This window comes from Rheinheimera texasensis, assembly GCF_964031785.1.
Lineage (GTDB): Bacteria > Pseudomonadota > Gammaproteobacteria > Enterobacterales > Alteromonadaceae > Pararheinheimera > Pararheinheimera texasensis_A.
On sequence record NZ_CAXIRE010000018.1, the window covers coordinates 113,558 to 130,240 of the forward strand.

The 16,683-nt window shown below is 50.4% G+C and carries 16 protein-coding genes; 7 read left to right on the top strand and 9 right to left on the bottom strand.

Going from position 1 to position 16,683, the window contains the following annotated elements; genetic code table 11:
* Positions 1–8 precede the first annotated feature (8 nt).
* Both ABNT34_RS08040 and ABNT34_RS08045 read left to right on the top strand, forming a co-directional pair.
* Complete coding sequence (locus tag ABNT34_RS08040) at positions 9–2,159, top strand: winged helix-turn-helix domain-containing protein (protein ID WP_348730452.1); 2,151 nt, start codon at positions 9–11, stop codon at positions 2,157–2,159.
* Positions 2,160–2,565: 406 nt separating this feature from the next.
* Positions 2,566–4,719 (top strand): winged helix-turn-helix domain-containing protein, encoded by a 2,154-nt coding sequence (locus ABNT34_RS08045; protein ID WP_348730454.1) that lies wholly within the window; start codon positions 2,566–2,568, stop codon positions 4,717–4,719.
* A gap of 18 nt (positions 4,720–4,737) precedes the next feature.
* Here the strand turns inward: ABNT34_RS08045 and hemL are convergent, their stop codons facing one another.
* The 4 genes from hemL to ABNT34_RS08065 all read right to left on the bottom strand — a co-directional run bounded on the left by hemL (position 4,738) and on the right by ABNT34_RS08065 (position 9,391).
* On the bottom strand, positions 4,738–6,018 hold the full coding sequence (gene hemL / locus ABNT34_RS08050) for a glutamate-1-semialdehyde 2,1-aminomutase (RefSeq protein ID WP_348730455.1): 1,281 nt from the start codon (positions 6,016–6,018) through the stop codon (positions 4,738–4,740).
* Between the two features lie 18 nt (positions 6,019–6,036).
* Complete coding sequence (locus tag ABNT34_RS08055; protein WP_348730457.1) at positions 6,037–7,047, bottom strand: aspartate carbamoyltransferase; 1,011 nt, start codon at positions 7,045–7,047, stop codon at positions 6,037–6,039.
* 154 nt (positions 7,048–7,201) lie between these two features.
* A complete protein-coding gene (locus tag ABNT34_RS08060) occupies positions 7,202–7,621 on the bottom strand; it encodes a CopD family protein (RefSeq protein ID WP_348730630.1) in 420 nt (139 codons plus the stop codon).
* Positions 7,622–7,684: 63 nt separating this feature from the next.
* Positions 7,685–9,391: a chloride channel protein gene (locus ABNT34_RS08065; RefSeq protein ID WP_348730459.1), complete on the bottom strand. Its 1,707-nt coding sequence runs from the start codon at positions 9,389–9,391 to the stop codon at positions 7,685–7,687.
* A gap of 80 nt (positions 9,392–9,471) precedes the next feature.
* Between ABNT34_RS08065 and ABNT34_RS08070 the strand changes: the two genes are divergently transcribed.
* The 3 genes from ABNT34_RS08070 to ABNT34_RS08080 all read left to right on the top strand — a co-directional run bounded on the left by ABNT34_RS08070 (position 9,472) and on the right by ABNT34_RS08080 (position 11,228).
* On the top strand, positions 9,472–10,173 hold the full coding sequence (locus ABNT34_RS08070) for a DUF6776 family protein (protein ID WP_348730461.1): 702 nt from the start codon (positions 9,472–9,474) through the stop codon (positions 10,171–10,173).
* 56 nt (positions 10,174–10,229) lie between these two features.
* Positions 10,230–10,571, top strand: a complete 342-nt coding sequence (erpA, locus tag ABNT34_RS08075) for an iron-sulfur cluster insertion protein ErpA (protein ID WP_031567658.1) — start codon at positions 10,230–10,232, stop codon at positions 10,569–10,571.
* A 414-nt stretch (positions 10,572–10,985) separates the two neighbouring features.
* Positions 10,986–11,228, top strand: coding sequence for a helix-turn-helix transcriptional regulator (locus ABNT34_RS08080; RefSeq protein WP_031567660.1), 243 nt, complete (start codon positions 10,986–10,988; stop codon positions 11,226–11,228).
* A gap of 61 nt (positions 11,229–11,289) precedes the next feature.
* Here the strand turns inward: ABNT34_RS08080 and ABNT34_RS08085 are convergent, their stop codons facing one another.
* The 5 genes from ABNT34_RS08085 to ABNT34_RS08105 all read right to left on the bottom strand — a co-directional run bounded on the left by ABNT34_RS08085 (position 11,290) and on the right by ABNT34_RS08105 (position 15,458).
* Positions 11,290–12,636 carry an MFS transporter gene (locus ABNT34_RS08085; protein ID WP_348730464.1) on the bottom strand — a complete coding sequence of 449 codons (1,347 nt, stop codon included), beginning with the start codon at positions 12,634–12,636 and terminating at the stop codon, positions 11,290–11,292.
* Between the two features lie 74 nt (positions 12,637–12,710).
* Positions 12,711–13,031 carry a hypothetical protein gene (locus ABNT34_RS08090; protein ID WP_348730466.1) on the bottom strand — a complete coding sequence of 107 codons (321 nt, stop codon included), beginning with the start codon at positions 13,029–13,031 and terminating at the stop codon, positions 12,711–12,713.
* 121 nt (positions 13,032–13,152) lie between these two features.
* Positions 13,153–13,740 (bottom strand): peptidylprolyl isomerase, encoded by a 588-nt coding sequence (locus tag ABNT34_RS08095; protein ID WP_348730468.1) that lies wholly within the window; start codon positions 13,738–13,740, stop codon positions 13,153–13,155.
* Between the two features lie 3 nt (positions 13,741–13,743).
* On the bottom strand, positions 13,744–14,304 hold the full coding sequence (locus ABNT34_RS08100; protein WP_031567670.1) for a YajG family lipoprotein: 561 nt from the start codon (positions 14,302–14,304) through the stop codon (positions 13,744–13,746).
* A 2-nt stretch (positions 14,305–14,306) separates the two neighbouring features.
* Positions 14,307–15,458, bottom strand: a complete 1,152-nt coding sequence (locus tag ABNT34_RS08105) for a methyltransferase (RefSeq protein ID WP_348730470.1) — start codon at positions 15,456–15,458, stop codon at positions 14,307–14,309.
* A gap of 123 nt (positions 15,459–15,581) precedes the next feature.
* Between ABNT34_RS08105 and ABNT34_RS08110 the strand changes: the two genes are divergently transcribed.
* Both ABNT34_RS08110 and ABNT34_RS08115 read left to right on the top strand, forming a co-directional pair.
* Positions 15,582–16,130, top strand: a complete 549-nt coding sequence (locus tag ABNT34_RS08110) for an alpha-ketoglutarate-dependent dioxygenase AlkB (protein WP_348730472.1) — start codon at positions 15,582–15,584, stop codon at positions 16,128–16,130.
* A 120-nt stretch (positions 16,131–16,250) separates the two neighbouring features.
* Positions 16,251–16,586, top strand: coding sequence for a BolA/IbaG family iron-sulfur metabolism protein (locus tag ABNT34_RS08115; RefSeq protein WP_348730474.1), 336 nt, complete (start codon positions 16,251–16,253; stop codon positions 16,584–16,586).
* Positions 16,587–16,683 lie beyond the last annotated feature (97 nt).

A 16,683-nucleotide genomic window follows, 5' to 3' on the forward strand; every position in this document is an offset into this window, starting at 1 on the left:
AGCAGCATATGTCAGCCAAACCAGAACAACACTTAAAAGTCGGTGATTGGTGGTATCTGCCCCAACAGGATAAATTAGTCAAAATCGATGAAACCGGTGATATCAGCGAAACCGCCAGTCTGGATAATCTGTGTCAGAAGGCACTGAATTATTTTCTGGTCAATGCGGGACGGCTGATCACCCGCGATGAGTTACTCAGTGATGTCTGGGGCGTCCGCGACGTTTCTGACGGGCGCATCTCCCGGGTGATCCGTGTATTGCGGGTGGCGCTTGGAGATGACAGCCGCGAGCCGAAGTATATCGAAACTATCCCCAAACGCGGCTTTCGCTTTATTGCACCTGTCTCTGAAGTAATTCTCGTCGCTGATAATGCTGACGCCGATGTTGCAACCGCACAGGACGAACACTCCGCCCAACAGCAAAGCCAAAACCAGCACCGGCATTGGTGGTTACTCGCTGCAGTATTTGTGAGTTGTATGGTGGTCATCACTGGCTGGCATTATTGGCAGCAAAGCCAGCTCGAACAGCATGTACCTTTTGGTCGTTTTGAACCAATCTCCAGTATGGATGGATTGGAACTCTATCCGGATGTTTCTAATGATGGTCGTTATCTGGTGTATGGCCATTCTCCGGATTTTGAAGGCAACTCGTCATTAGTCCTGCAAAACACGCAAACATTGGAAAAAAAGCTCCTGAAAACAGTTAGCTCGGGTGGTTTGAGAGGTCCTATATTTTCCCCTGATATGACTCGGGTGGTATATCAACATCTACTAAGAGAGCACTTTTGCGAGATTCGCATCATGGCGTTGAATGCCAAAACCTATGATGTTGAATCAGATAAACTTTTGACACACTGCGGGCTGAAGAGTGTTGGCGCGCGGATGAGCTGGTCCCCTGATGGTAAATATGTAGTGTTTCCCAATTGGTTGGCCCGAACCGAAAGTATAGTTTTACAGCTTCAACCCGTTGATGGCGGTCCGGCTGAAGAGCTGACCACACCGCCGCAAACCAGCTTAGGGGATTTTGCCGCCAGATTTTCCGCCGACGGCAGTAAAATTGTATTCGTCCGAGATGTAGCCGGTGGTACCGGACAGATTTGGTTGTTGGACATGGAAACCAGATCTAGCAAAATGTTATTTCAACCAGAACATAACTACCCTGGAAATGTCGCCTGGACCGTTGATGGTAAAGGAATTATCTACCCGTCGGGCACTAATTCGTTGTCTGTGTATGATTTGGACTCCGGTGTCTCTGCACTTTTCGCAAATACAGACAGTTCTCCTCATGACGTCTTAGTTAGTAAAGATAATCGGATATTTGCAAGTATCGGGCGGTTCTGGCAAAGCAGTATCCGTAAAATAAATAATCGTCTGGAAAACCCAATACAAAGTACCGATGATGTTGAATTTGCCAAACGGTCGGAAGGAATAGTTCAACTGAATCCACATTCTGATGGACCTGCGGCAGTGTTAACCAGCAGATCAGGCGGGCAGCAGGTCTGGCTTTATTACCCTGATGGAAGGCAAAAACAAATTAGTTCGTTTACCGGCCAAATGTATCCCAAAGTGCTTGAGTTTTCTCCGGATGGAAAAAAACTACTGGTGCTGGTGAACGCTATGATATGGCTGCTCGAGGATGGAAAAGAGCCTGTTGCAATTACCACTCCGGATCAGCAGAGTCGTGAACCATCTTGGGGGGCCGACAGCCAGACTATCTATTTTAAACTTTCTCACAATGGGCGATGGCAGATTATGCGGCAAAATATCGCAGAAAGTGCAGCCAGCATTCTCAGTGATAAATGGGACTTTTTTCAGGAGAGCCCGAATGGTGCTTACCAATTGCGCCATTTGCCGGGGGAACCGCATATTGAACTGGTGTATAAAGATTCTCAGGACGTTATCAAACTGATTAATATGCCTAAGTTTGAGTTCCTCTCGCCCAGAATTATTTTACGCGAGCAAGGAATTTATTTTTCCAAAGCCAGTGGTCCGGACAAAGTGGAGATTTTCCGCTTTAACCTCAAGACACTGCAGATTGAAAGTACTGGTGTTGAACAGAAGTATTTAGGTAGACGTTTTGACGTCAGCCTGGATGAAAATTTTATCTATCAGGACGACGGGAAGCGCGGAGATATAGATATCGCCGAACTGAAATTCTGAACGCAACTTTATCAAGTTTTTATCATAAAAACCTTAAAAAATTTCTCAGGGAAGTATTTACAGTCAAAAGCTGTTTTTAGACATACAACCAAGCTGAGAGGGGATTTTAATGAAAACTTTAAAGGTGTTGCGTTCATCAATGTTATGTACAGTGTTTCTATGTTCGGTGTCTGCTCCGGGCTTTGCGTTTAGCGATCCTGAACCGACGCCAGAGCCTGTAGAGAACACTCAGCCGTCTGAGCCGACGCCAGTACCCCAAAGCCCTGTATGCGGCGATTGGCCGTACTGCGTCATTGAAAAAAGTTAATGTAAACAGCAGGCTTAACTACTAAAGCCCTAACAAGCTAACGCTGTTTTTCTAAAGAACTCATGTATACTCCCCGCTATCTGATGGCGGGGGTGTTGCATGCAGTTGGCTGATACCACTTTAAGTTTTGGTAGCTGGAAGTACAGTCCCGGGACTGGTACTTTGTGGCTGCTGGAACCCTATGCCGTCTCTGCTGATAGCAATCCAACTTACCAGCCTGAACTGGCGCCTTTGGTGCTGGAACCCCGCTTACATAAACTGTTAAATCACTTTTTAACCAAACCTGACGTGATCCATGCCAAGGCCGACCTGCTGGATGCGATTTGGGGCGATGCTGAAGGCACTGATGCTGCATTGATGCGTGCTATCGGAGTCCTGCGTAAATTATTAAACGACACAACTAAACCCGCTTCTTATATCGAAACGCTGCCCAAAAGAGGTTATCGTTGGGTGGCGCCTATCCAGCTGCTGGCGAAGCCGGCGCCGGATAAAGTTGAGCTTAAGCTCAAACCGACGGTGTTGCAGACAAAAGACGATTCTGAAGCAGCACAGTCAATCTCACGCGCACAACCTCAGACACAACAGCAAAGCCGGCTTGAACAACAACGTCGGCTGAAGCTGCTATCGGCTTTTTTTCTCTGTGCTGTGGTGGCTTTAGTCATCAGTCTGTTGCTGTTTTTCGGTAAAAACAGCTTTGTGCCGGTCTTTACTCAACAAGTGACGATTAGTGCGATGGCCGGTCAGGAACAAAGACCGATATTGAGTCCTGATAGCCAAACCCTGTATTACCAGCAACGCACCAGCAATCAACGCTGGCGCTGGATTGCCCACCACCTGAACAGCCATCGTAAACAATTACAGATGCAGCAATTTGATGCCATCGGGGCCGGGCAATGGCTGGGTCATGACTTTGTGTTTCAGGCGGTTAGCGGCAAACGCTGTGATATTTTCCGGATGCAGGTGCATCAGTTGGAACAACAGCTTGCGTCCTGGTTGCCGTGCCAGCAGTTTATTGCGCAGGGACTGGCTGCTGATGACAAGGAATTGGTATGGCTGGACCAGCACCCAGATTCCGGAGTCACGCAGCTATGGCGTTTTAATGGCCAGAAAGCCGAATTGCAGCAAAGTTTTGCCGAGTCCTATCAGAGGCCTGTGGCAGCGCTGTTAAGTCAACGTCAGGTCTGGGTGTTGTTGCAGCAGGATGATTTTAATACCAGTTTGTTCCGTTATGACTTGATTACAGCGGCCTTACACAAAGTGGCTGATTTCCCTTATGCCTTTCATACGATGTCCCGATGGGATGAAAAGAAACTGCTGCTGTCGGGGCCTTCAGGCTCATTTATTTTTGAGCCGGCGCAATCTCAGCTTATCGCCTTGCAGCTGGCCAGTGGGGCTTATACCGATCAGCATCGGGTGGGGGAGCGTTTATTAGCGACACAGATCCCGCACGATCTGGCCGATCTGCTGCCTTTGCAAATCAATGGCGCAGGCCGCAGTTCCACCTTGTTGTCGGCGTCGCCCTGGCTGAGCAGTAACAAAACCGATCAGCTGTTGAGCTGGAATGCCGCTCAGGCGGCCTTAGTATCCGAACGGTCCGGTTTACCGCAAATCTGGTGGTTTGATGGCAATAAAGTCAGTCAGCTGACCCGCTTAACACAATGGCGGCAAATCACCCAATTACTTTGGGCTGGGACTGAGCTGTATGCGGTGATAGATCAACAATTGCATCAGGTATCGCTGCAAGATGGCAGTTTAACCGCAGTGTTGTTTCAGGACAGGCAGCTGCGGCATTTTGCCTATTGCCATAATCGCTGGTTTTGGGCTGAGTTTAATCATCAGCAATGGCAGCTGAAAACGATGAATAGCGACATGCACCCGATAGAGCTGCGCGCCGACATTGTTGACCTGCGCTGCGCGCCTGAACAAAGTTTGTTATTACAGCAGCAGGATGGGGTTGTGCTGCGGTTCTGGCCTGAGCAAGACAAGCTTGTGACTTTACCTTGGTCGCTGAACTGGCGGCGACTGAGTGGCAATAGCTGGGCGAGCACCAGTAAAGGGCTGTATTGGCAGGACGAACAAGGTCAGTTATGGCTCAGTGGCTGGGAGCTGCAGCACCGGCAATTAGTGCAACCACAAGGCTTGTTACAGGTTACTGGTTTGTATGGTCAGCTGGAGCAGGAACAATTATTTTTACAATTGGCGCGGGAGCCTGAAACTGATGTGGTCTGGTTACAACCACAACAGTTTCAGTAAGTGGGGCTGGTCAGGGAATTAAAGCGCTGCAAAACTGCGACGGGCCGCCGCAATAGTCCGGGCTAAATCCTCATCGGTATGAGCCAGCGACAAGAAGCCAGCTTCGTAGGCAGAAGGTGCCAGATAAACCCCTTCGTTTAACATCAGATGGAAAAAGCGCTTAAATGCGTCGATGTTGCACTGCGTCGCCTGCTGATAGCTGCTGATTTCGGTCTGTTCCGTAAAGAAGATGCCGAACATACCGCCAACCTGATTAGTGGATAACGCCACACCGGCTTCTGCTGCCGCCTGTTTCAGACCTTGCAGTAAGGTGGCGGTTTTTGCCGTCAGCGCTTCATAAACGCCGGGCTGGCTGATAGCTTTTAATGCTGCTAAACCCGCTGCCATCGCGATCGGGTTGCCCGACAGGGTGCCCGCCTGATACACCGGTCCCAGCGGCGCAATGTGCTGCATGATGGCTTTTTTACCGCCAAAAGCACCCACCGGCATGCCGCCGCCGATGATTTTACCCAGCGTCGTCAAATCTGGTTTGATGCCGTAATAGGCCTGAGCACCGCCTAAAGCTACGCGAAAGCCGGTCATCACTTCGTCAAAAATCAGCACGCTGCCATATTGGTCACATAAATCCCGCAACCCCTGTAAAAAGCCAGGCTGAGGCGGGATACAGTTCATATTACCGGCCACAGGTTCGACGATAATGCACGCAATATCAGCACCATGTTCCGCAAAAAGCGCGACCAGCTGCGGCAGGTTATTAAACTCTGAGGTCAGGGTATATTTGGCAAAATCGGCCGGAACCCCCGGAGAATTTGGTACACCAAGAGTTAAAGCGCCTGAGCCTGCTTTGACCAGCAACGAATCGGCATGACCATGGTAGCAACCTTCGAACTTGACTATGGTGCTGCGGCCGGTATAACCGCGTGCCAGACGGATGGCACTCATCGTCGCTTCGGTACCTGAGCTCACCATCCGCACCATTTCCATCGAAGGCACCAGGCTGCTGACCAGTTCCGCCATGTCAATTTCTGCCGGGCAAGGTGCGCCGAAGCTCAGGCCTTTTTCTGCAGCTTTAATAACTGCTTCGCGGATAGACGGGTGGTTGTGCCCCAGCAGCATCGGGCCCCAGGAACCGACGTAATCAATATATTGTTTACCGTCAACATCATAGATATAAGCGCCGTCGGCACGGTCGATAAATACCGGTGTACCACCGACGCTTTTAAAAGCGCGCACTGGCGAATTGACGCCACCAGGGATCGTTTGCTGGGCGCGTTCGAACAGTTGTTCAGATAAAGTCATTACGGAAATCCACTTCAGTTATTTGTGTTTGGCGCTGTACCAAGGCACTTCGCATTCGTATTTGTGGATCAAATCTTCCACACCGAGCGTCAGGGCGAATAACGCCATACGCACCAATACGCCGTTGTCAGCCTGGCGGAAAATCGCCAGATTCGGGTTTTTATTCAGGTCGTTATCCAGCTCATTGGCTTCAAGCCGGGAATCCCGCGGCAGCGGATGCATAATCACAGTGTTGGATTTACAGTGTTTGGTGTAAATCTCCTGATTGAGCCGGAACTTGCCGCGGTATTTATTGGCTTCTTCCTGCGACGGAAAACGTTCTTCCTGGATGCGGGTCTGGTAGACGATATCGGCATCGATATTACCGGCCAGCTGGTCGGTGATCCGCACTTTATGACCGGCGTTTTCAATGGCGCCGACAATTTCGTCCGGCATCGCCAGTTCATTGGGCGCGATCAGCGTGAACTGAATATTTTTATACAGGCACAACAGTTTTGACAGTGAATGCACAGTGCGGCCGAATTTTAAATCGCCGATCATGGCGATATGCATACCTTCGACACTTTGTTGCGAAGCGGCCAGTTCACGTTCAATCGTAAACAGGTCCAGCAGCGCCTGAGTTGGGTGTTCGTTGGCGCCGTCGCCGCCGTTTAATACCGGCACCCGGCTGCCTTCAGCAAATTCGGCGACACTGCCGGCTTGCGGGTGGCGCATCGCAATCACATCGCTGTAACTGCTGATCATACGTGCGGTATCGTACAAAGATTCACCTTTGGAGAGGGCAGAGGACTGGATACCGGTGGTTTCGCGCACTTCACCGCCTAGCAAGTTAAAAGCACAACCGAAGCTGACCCGGGTTCTGGTACTGGGTTCAAAAAACAGGTTACCCAAAATCGCACCGTCCAGCACCCTGGTGCGTTTTTGCCGCAAGGCATAAGGTTCCATCGAACGGGCAATGCGGAAAACGTGCGAAATACTGTCACGGTCAAATTGCTTGACCGACAGAATATGTTGACCTTTGAAGTTCATGCTTGGGGCCTATAACTTGAAGTGGCAGACAGCGGTCCGGCCTAAGCTGGTTAACACCGGCCCGCAAACTGGCCGCCATTATAATCAAAGCGGCCGGACAAACCTATAGCTGCAGCTGTTTAAAACCAGCAACCACGCCGGGCAATTCGCAGGGTCAAAATGGTTTTACCACCGCCAGTATTACCACAGCAAACAGCACTAGCACTGGTGCTTCATTAAAAAAGCGGTAAAACCGCGCACTGCGTTTATTCCGGTTGTGTTTAAAATCTGCCAGCAATTTAAAACAGTAGCCGTGATATCCATAAAGCAGTGCCACCAGCAGCAGTTTGACATGTAACCAGTGACTGGCAGCAAACCAGGCGCTGCCATAGCCGTGAATTAACAGCGCGCCAAACACCGCCGTCAGGATGGCAAAAGGCGTGACAAAAAACAGCAGGCGGCGTTCCATCACTTTAAACTGCGCATCCACTTCAGCTGATTGGTTTTGAGCATGATAGACAAACAAACGCGGCAGATAAAAAATGCCGGCAAACCAGGCCACCATAAAAGCGATATGCAGGGCTTTATAGATCAGTAACCAACTCATGGACTTTCCTGTGTTTTGTTTTATTGAATGGCAGTGCCGCATTCATTAGCATTACAACAAGTTATTTTGCCGCAGTAACAAAGCCCGGACTTGTTCCCAACTGACCAGCCCGAGCGGCTGTTCGGTCTGTTCATCGTCATACACCAGCACTGCACCTTCGCGGGCATCACCGATTTCAGCAAAGACTTCCGCCATCGTAGCCTGATGACTGACAGCGCCGACCGGCACGAAGCGCAGAGCACTGTCACCAGTCATCGATAGACTGACATCATAAGAAGCCAGTTCAAACTGGTGATCAACAGCATATTGCCTTCGCACTAACACTTGTTGCTCTGGGGCGGCATTATCGAGCGCCTGAATCACCTGGGCGTCGGTCGGGTTGTCTAATAGCTGATAATTCTGTTGCAGCATCGCCAGCACGCCGACCTTCTGCAGTACATCGTCGGCTGGCGCCAGTTTATAGGGCAGCTGCAAAAAATCCAGCTGTTGCAGGAAGATAGATTTGGTATGGAAAAACTGCACGGCAGTGACATAAGAAGCCGTGATCACTAGAATCGACGGCACCACTAACTGTGGATTGGACGCCAGTTCCATCACTGCCACCAAAGCTGCCAGCGGGGCGTGTAAAGTTGCCGCCATCATGCCGGCCATACCGAGCAGTGCATAGGTGCCGGCTGCACTGTGGTCGCCACTGAATAATGACGGCACAAATGCCAGAATAGTGCCCATCACAATGCCAATGCCAAACACAGGCCCGACAATACCGCCGGGAATGCCGAGACCCAGCGCTATCACTGTTAACAAAATCTTGCCGGCAAAAATCGCGAATAACAGCAGCAACTCATTCGGCGCTGACACGGCATAATGGATAGCGCCGGTTTCAGCCCCCAGCGCCTGTGGGACTAAACTGCCGATAGCCGCAGTTAATAAGGCCGCCAGAAGCAATCGCAGAGCCAGGTGCCAGCGCTGAAAGGTGCGCATTGTCAGCATCAGACTTTGATTAAAAAACGTCGCCACCACGCCCATCGCCACACCAGCCAGCAGTAAATAAGGCAGATGCCAGTTGCTCAGTGTGACCATTGTTAGCGTATGCAGGTCATTGCCGGTGCCAAAAAAAGCCTGAGTCACTAAAGCGCCCATGGTCGATGCAAGCATAATCGGCACAAAAACATGGATACGATATTCGCGCAGCACCACTTCCATGACAAAAATCACCGCAGCCAGCGGCGTATTAAAAGAAGCGGAAATACCGGCGGCAATGCCACAGCCTGCCAAGATGCGGATACTGTTGTACGGCAGACGCAGATATTTACCGAACATGCTGGCGCCAAAGGCACCTAAATGCACAGAAGGACCTTCCCGTCCGACAGAAAAGCCGGCGCTGAGTGCAGCAACACCACCAAAAAACTGATGCAGGGTATTTTTCCACGGCATCAGGCCATATTTCAGTTTGATGCGATGGATCACAAAGGGAATGCCGAGCCGGTAGTGTTTGAGACCAATCAATAAGCCAAAACAAGTGATCACGGCGGCTGCAATAAATGGCAGCAAGGCGCGTAGTTGCAATGGCAGGCTGGTGAAATCGTCAAAGTGGGTCAGATAAAAACTCTGGATTGCCATAATGCAAAGGCGGAACAATACGATCAACAGCGCTGCAACAACACCGCCGACGGCGCCCAGCAGGCACAGTTGCAAGGAGGTGACCGGTAAAGCTAACCGACGTCGCAATGGCGGCAGCCACTGTTGCACGCGTTTCATGGTAAAGTACCGGAAAAAGCTGTTGATAGTTCAAAGATAACATGTTGAGTCTGCTGATGAAACTTCGGATTAATCCCGCTATGACCCTGTGGTTTCGCCAATACTGGTGGTTGTTGCCATTGACCCTGCTGGTTGCACTACTGAGCTGGGGGCTTGGCAATTGGCAGTTGTTGCAGCAATTAGCGCATTATCAGCAGCAGAGCCTGGTTCAAAGTCAGCAAATACAACAAAGTGAACAGGCAAAAGCCGAAGCTTTGCGACAACGTGATTTTGTTGCCACTGAACTGGCCGTCGAAAAAAACACCAATCAGCTGTTGCAACAGGACATCAAAGAGCAGCAGCAAAAGTTGTTTGATCTGAAAAAAGAGCTGGCGGTGTATCAGAAGATTGTCGCGCCGGTACCTGAAAGTGGCACCTTGGTGATTGACAGTTTCCGCCTGCAGCCGGGCAGTGCGGTCGGTCGCTACCAGTTCAGTGTGCTGTTAATTGAACAGAACAAACAGAAAAAACAGACGCGGGCTCAGCTTGAAATCAAACTTAAAGGTAAGCGCAAGAAAAAATCGGTCGAAGTCGATTTGCTCAAACTGGCCGGTTATACCAATAAAACCAAACGACTGGTGATTAAAAACTTTCGCACTGTCGAGGGTGAGTTTGTGTTGCCTGCCGGCTTTGTTCCCGAGAAACTGCAAATTCGGCTGAACAGTAATTCCGGCCAGGGCGGCAGTACCATCGCCCTGACGAAAGAGCTGGTCTGGGATGGCCAAAGTGAAATACTTGATTAAAATGCTCAGGTATTAGATAATTTCGCTCCATTTTTCTGTCCCTGTCAGGAGTCGTGATGTCAGAAATGCAGATGCCGATCCAGTTTACTGATGCTGCCGCCAATAAAGTACTGGCTCTGGTCACCGATGAGGAAAACCCGGCGTTAAAGTTGCGGGTTTATGTCACTGGCGGTGGTTGTTCAGGTTTTCAGTACGGTTTTACTTTTGATGAGAAGGTTAACGAAGGCGACCTGACCATCGAAAAACACGGCGTGACCATGGTGGTAGACCCGATGAGTCTGCAATACTTGGTCGGTGGTGTGGTGGACTACACCGAAGGTCTGCAAGGCAGCCGTTTCATTGTCCAAAACCCAAATGCCACTACCACTTGTGGTTGTGGTTCCAGTTTCTCTGTCTGATCTCTGCTTATTGCCGGCCAGTGTCGCACTGGCTGGTCTGTCCTCCCCGATTTTACCGCTGATTTTTTCATCGAATCTTACATCCCCTGCCGACTTGTACTAGAATGGCGTGTTTTTTATAACAAAAATATTACGATTGGCTGGTGTTCACTAGCGGAATAGCGCCGACTTTTGTCGCGAATTATCAGTGACTCGTGGGTTATCAGTCTGATTTAAAACAATAAATTACATATGTGTTACGACAATGTATGGCGCCGGACAAATTTTAACTGTTGTAACTGTACGCTCGTCGCATCCTATGGTTTAATGAACCGATTTTTATTGCTTATTGGGACACCAATAAGGTTTGGATTTTTATTTGGCAGGAAGTGTTTTACATAAAAAAAGCGTTCAACGCTGGGAGACTATTTAGTTATGAAAGGTACCAAAAGCGTCATTTCTGACGAAAATAAAAGATTGTGCTTGTGGCTGAAACGCCAGCGCCAGGATAAAGGACATACCATGCGCAGCCTCTCTGAAGTATTAGGCACACCACATTCTTTTATTGGAAAAGTAGAGAATCAGGAACGTCGTTTAGATGTCGTGGAATTTGTCCGGTATTGCCAGGCATTGGAAGTGGACCCAGCGGAAGGATTACGGCAGGTGACTCAGCCTTAAGCGCTGAGCCAACTGAATAAAAAGCCAGCATCAGCTGGCTTTTTTTATGGCGTTCAGCGGGTTAGAGTTGTTGTCCGCGCTGTCTCAGCAGCAGCATGATGTACCACAATAAGCCAAGCGCCGGCAGCACCATCAGCGAGGTGAGCAGGAAAAACAACGACCAGTCGCCGCCGAGCCAATCCACCAGACTACCACCAAAAGATGCCATCGAGGTGCGGCCAAAATTTCCGACTGACGCTAACAACGCATACTGACTGGCAGAAAAGGCCACGCCGGTAAATGCTGATAAAAACGACACAAAAGCCACAATCGAAAATGCCGTGGTGAAATTGTCCAGAATAATAGTCCAGAACAACAAGTGCTCATCAGGGCCGGTTTGCGCCAGCCAGGCAAACATCAGATTACTGGCAGCCATCGCCAGGCCACCGATCACCAATCCTTTAAAGACACCAAAGCGGGTATTCAGCAGACTACCTAACAAGGTAAAAAACACTGTGGCACCCCAGCCGATCAGTTTCGAATATTCAGCAATTTGTTCATTGGAAAACCCGACTTCCCGGTAAAACTGGATCGACATCCGGCCGAGGAAGGATTCACCTAATTTAAAGGTCAGGATAAACAAAATCAGCAGCACTGAGACTTTGAGACCATTGCGCCGGACAAACTCAGCGAAGGGCTCCAGCACAGTGACCTGCAGCCAGAGTAAGGCCGGATGCGACTGGCTGTTCTGGTAGCGCTCCGCCGCTTTTTGCTGCAGCAAATCGCGGTTGGAAGCTGGTTCGCGCACAAAAAATGTCCCAAGTGCCAACACGACTAGCAATGCCGCGAGCCCCAGATAGATAGCTGACCAGCCGTAACTGTCGGCATAGTGAAATGCCAGATAGCCGGGCAAAGAATATCCGGTCCACCAGCCAGCAACGCCCATCGCCGCGGCCGCTGGCAGCTTCTGTGCTTCCTGACCGATAATATCAATCCGGTACCCGTCGATGGCGACATCCATACTGGCGGCAGCTGCAGCAATCGCCAGTGCCAGCAAGGATGTCCACATCAGGCTGGCCGCCGGGTTGGTCATGGAAATCCCCAGAGTAAACAACACGATCAACAGCTGCAGAGATAAAATCCAGCTGCGGCGCTGGCCAAGCTGATGTGTCAGATACGGTAGTTTGACGCGGTCCAATAACGGCGCCCAGAGGAAATTGATGGCATAAACTGCTGTGACAGAACCAAAATAGCTAATGGCAGCGCGTGACAAATTGGCATCTTTTAACCAGCCGGTCATCGCGCTGCTGATTAAGACCCAAGGATAGCCGGACGAGCAGCCCAGCAAAAAAATAAACCAAAGACGGGGATCTTGATAAATGCGGATGGTGGCTAACCAGCCTTGCTCCGGGCGTACGACTTCAGACATCCGGCATGACTCCAGCGCGGCAGACAGAAAGACGCCACATTAACAAAGCGTTTGTTGCAAAGCAAAATAACCGTTTAGGGCCGCACGCCAACAAAGTCGGCTGGTACCTGGGTTTTCCCAAGCAGATATCCCATACACTGGTGTAATTCCCGTCGGAGCCGGCGGTCAGATTTTAGTTCGGTTTCGGAACACAGCTCGAGTTGATAGATGAGGTGCCAAAACACCATTTCACGAAATGATTGTGGGACTTTGTTACTGACATGCAGTTGCGCCCATTCTTCCAGAGTATCCCAGACAAACAAATGCATTTCCCGGTGCGGTAGCTGCCCGCGCAGATACCGGGACAGGAAAAACACCAGTTGCTTGGATTTTTGCTCCAAAAATGTATCTAACATTCGGACACCCTGTTTAACAAAGGTGGCGGCTGGCCACTTTGGTTAACCCCACAGCAGGTGCGGGTTGAACAGCACAGTGCTGTATCTTCAGCACTGTGACTAAGGGCAAGTATAGACGGTATTATTTAGCAGGAAGTAATATTGCGCGGGCGATCACCACGGGTTTTTTCGGCACGTTTTCCCAGCCTAGTTTTTCGTTCAGACCGGTTTCGATTTTACGGATTTTCTCAATGGTCTCAATTCCTTCCACCACATTGCCAAACACGGCGTAACCCCAGTTTTTACCTGGATTTAAGCTGGTGTTTTCGTTGAGGTTAATAAAAAACTGATTCGAAGCCGTATGCGGGCCTTTTTCCTGATGCGCCATCGCCACACTGTACTGAATGTTTTTCAGGCCATTGCCTGACTCATTGGGGATCTCCGCCAGGTTTTTGATGGCAGCATATTCGCGATCGTAACCGCCACCCTGCAGCACAAACTCCGGCTCTAAGCGGTGAAACACTGTGCCGTCATACATCTTTTTATCGACGTAGGTCAGGAAGTTATTCACAGTTAACGCCGCTTTCATCCGGTCCAGTTCGATAACGATGTCGCCTTCAGTCGTGACCAGTTTCACTCGTGGAAACAGGTTGTCTTTTTGCAGATGTTCACCTGCGGCAAAAACCAGCGAACTGCTGAGCAGGCAGAATAAAACAAAGAGATGTTTCATCGCTTAGTTCCTCAGAAAATCCTGCCAGCTTGGGTCACGCAGCATGTTGCCCAGCACCTGCTCGGTCAGCACACGTAACTCGCGTTCTGCGACTGCGGTATCGAGTTTAAACGGGCCAGAGAAGCTGCTTTTGCCGCTGTAACTTTTGTTAAATGAGCCAGAGTCCCGCTCAATTAACAAGGTCAGCTCAACACTGTTTTTCACCACGTGTTCCACTGCTTTTAATTCGGCATTGGCTTCCAGCTGGTTGATTTGTAAGGTGACAATCACAGGCTCAGCGCCGGAAATGCGCGCGCCTTGCTGAGTTAATGCGCTGCTCAGCGTCTGCTGTAACTGACCGGTCAGATCATTGGTGGTCGGATAAGACTTGACGGAATCGCCATCGCGCATCACCAGGGTGCCGTTGGTCGGTCTGTTGTCCTGTACGTTCAGCGCAAAGGCGGTGTTGGTCAGCTGGTTCGACTGATTCCAGAAGATTTGGGGTGCAACAATAAAAGACGGCACCGGATTACTACAACCGGCAACACCAACCGCGAAAACTGCGGCAAGCAGGATTGAACGCATAACTATTTCCTTCTGATAGCTTCAAAGACGCTGAATTTTGCATTACTGGCTACGTGAATACAACCGCCGAACAGCCGGGTCAGTTTTTCACCATAGCCAAGGTGACGGTTACAGACAATGCGCAGCCGGCCGCCGATTTTCAGTACACGCCTAGCATCGGCAAACATCTGCCAGGCGATATGATCTGTGACGGCCTGTTGCTGGTGAAACGGTGGGTTACACAAAATATAGTCGGCAGATAAGTCAGCTTGTTGACTCAGGCTGTCATCGGCCAGAAATTCACATTGAGTGGCTGCGGGAAAAAACGCGCTGACATTGTCTTTGGCAGATTGCACCGCCATAAAGGACTCGTCGCAAAACAGCAGCTGCGCCTGAGGTTCAGCCGCAAGTACGGCGAGGCCAATCACACCATTGCCACAACCTAAATCAATCACGCGCTGGCCTGCCTGTACCTGCGGCAAATGCTGTAGAAAAAACCGGGCGCCGACGTCCAATTGCTCACGGGCAAACACATTGGCGTGATTGATGATTGGTAGAGTCAATGGTCCTTGTGGCGCTGGTAATTCTACCGGCCAGGTCAATGGAAACTGCGGACGGGTCGGAACCGGCAGCTTTTTATCGCAGACGGCAGTGATCAGCCGGCATTTTTTTTCCGTTAAAGAGGCACTGACCGGGCCTATTTCTTCGGCAAAAATCTGTAGCAGATTGGCGTGAATATCTTTCGCTTTAGCAGCTGCGACAAGCTTGGCACCATCAACCAGCTGTTGTTTCAGCTGACGGAGCTGATAACGCAGAAAACTGTGATTGCCGGGTAGCTTCAGTAACACCGCAGCAAAAGCAGGGCAGGCTTCGGTGCTTGCGACTTGCCGCACCGCGCTCAGACCGTTCTGTTGCAGGTTGTGTTGCGTCGCGAGCTGGCTGATATAAGAGTCACTCCACTGCACTGGCGTTAAATGATGCAGCGCACAGGCGAGGCTGCCGAACTGGTCGTTGACCACTAATACCGGGGTATCGGCGCCGGACAACTGCTGCAGGGCGTAGCGGATCAACAGCTCATCGGCAGCATCCCAGGCCTGCAGACTACGGGTTTTCTGCTCCGGCGGAAAACGATCCAACTGCAGCTGGATCTGGTCTAGGGTAAATTGGCTGGACATAATAAGGTTCGGCAGAAACAAAAGGCGGTTATTTTGACAGAAGCGCAGTCAGGGCACAACGCGAGAGCGGGGACCACAGCTCCCGGACAGTCGATCCAGCGTTATTTTTTACCGGATGCAGAGGTGTATCTGCTACCGGCATTTCTCACTACAGCTGAGTCAGAGCATTTAAGCCTGCAGCTAGCCGGACTTGACTGGCAACAACCACAGATCCGGTTGTATGGCCGTGAAGTGGCTATCCCACGTCGGCAAATCTGGATGGGCGATCCGCATTGCAGCTACCGCTATTCGGGGGTGACTTTTCAGCCCGAGCCCTGGCAGCCCGGTTTACAGCAGCTTTGTCAGCGCTTGGTGCGCCACACCGGGCATCCGCTCAATGCGGTGCTGCTTAATCATTATCAACATGGCGAACATCATATGGGCTGGCACAGTGATGATGAGTGGGAGCTTGGGCCGGACCCGGTCATTCTGTCGCTCAGTCTCGGTCAGTCCCGTCGTTTTGATTTAAAGCATAAGTATTTGAATACACAATTAAGTCTTGAGCTGAATAACGGTGATTTATTGGTGATGGCCGGTACTTGTCAGCGCTTCTGGCAACACCGGGTACCTAAGCAGAGCCGGGCCCAGTCTGAACGCTTTAATCTGACCTTTCGCTATTTGCCGCAACGCTGATGCAGTAAAACCAGTTTTAGCAAGGGCAATTTTTTATCTTTTTTTGCAGCTGATTTTGAGCAGACAGGGCAAAATGCAGTAGCTAGTCTGAATAAACAACCAACGAAGGAGCTGACAATCATGCTGATCCATACGTCTATCGAACAGAAATTGTTGCAAGCCTTCCAACCGGTGTTTCTGGATGTGATCAATGAAAGCCACATGCATAGTGTGGCGCCTGGTTCAGAATCACATTTTAAAGTCGTGATCGTCACGCCGGCTTTTGATGGCATGCGGCTGCTGCAACGCCATCGCGCAGTGAACGCGGTGGTCGCTGAAGAACTGGCAGAGAAAATCCACGCTTTGGCGCTGCATACCTATACACCGAGTGAGTGGTATGAGTACTACGCCGAAAAACCACCGGCTTCTCCTAAGTGTTTTGGTGGCTCGAAAAAAGATGCAAAAGCGCTGGGTTGATCGGCAAATTTCGCGCTATCTGCGCTGAACTGGCAGTTTATTTAAGCTGATCAGACCTGTTGCCGCGGTCAGTGTTTTACACTAACCGCGGTTTCTG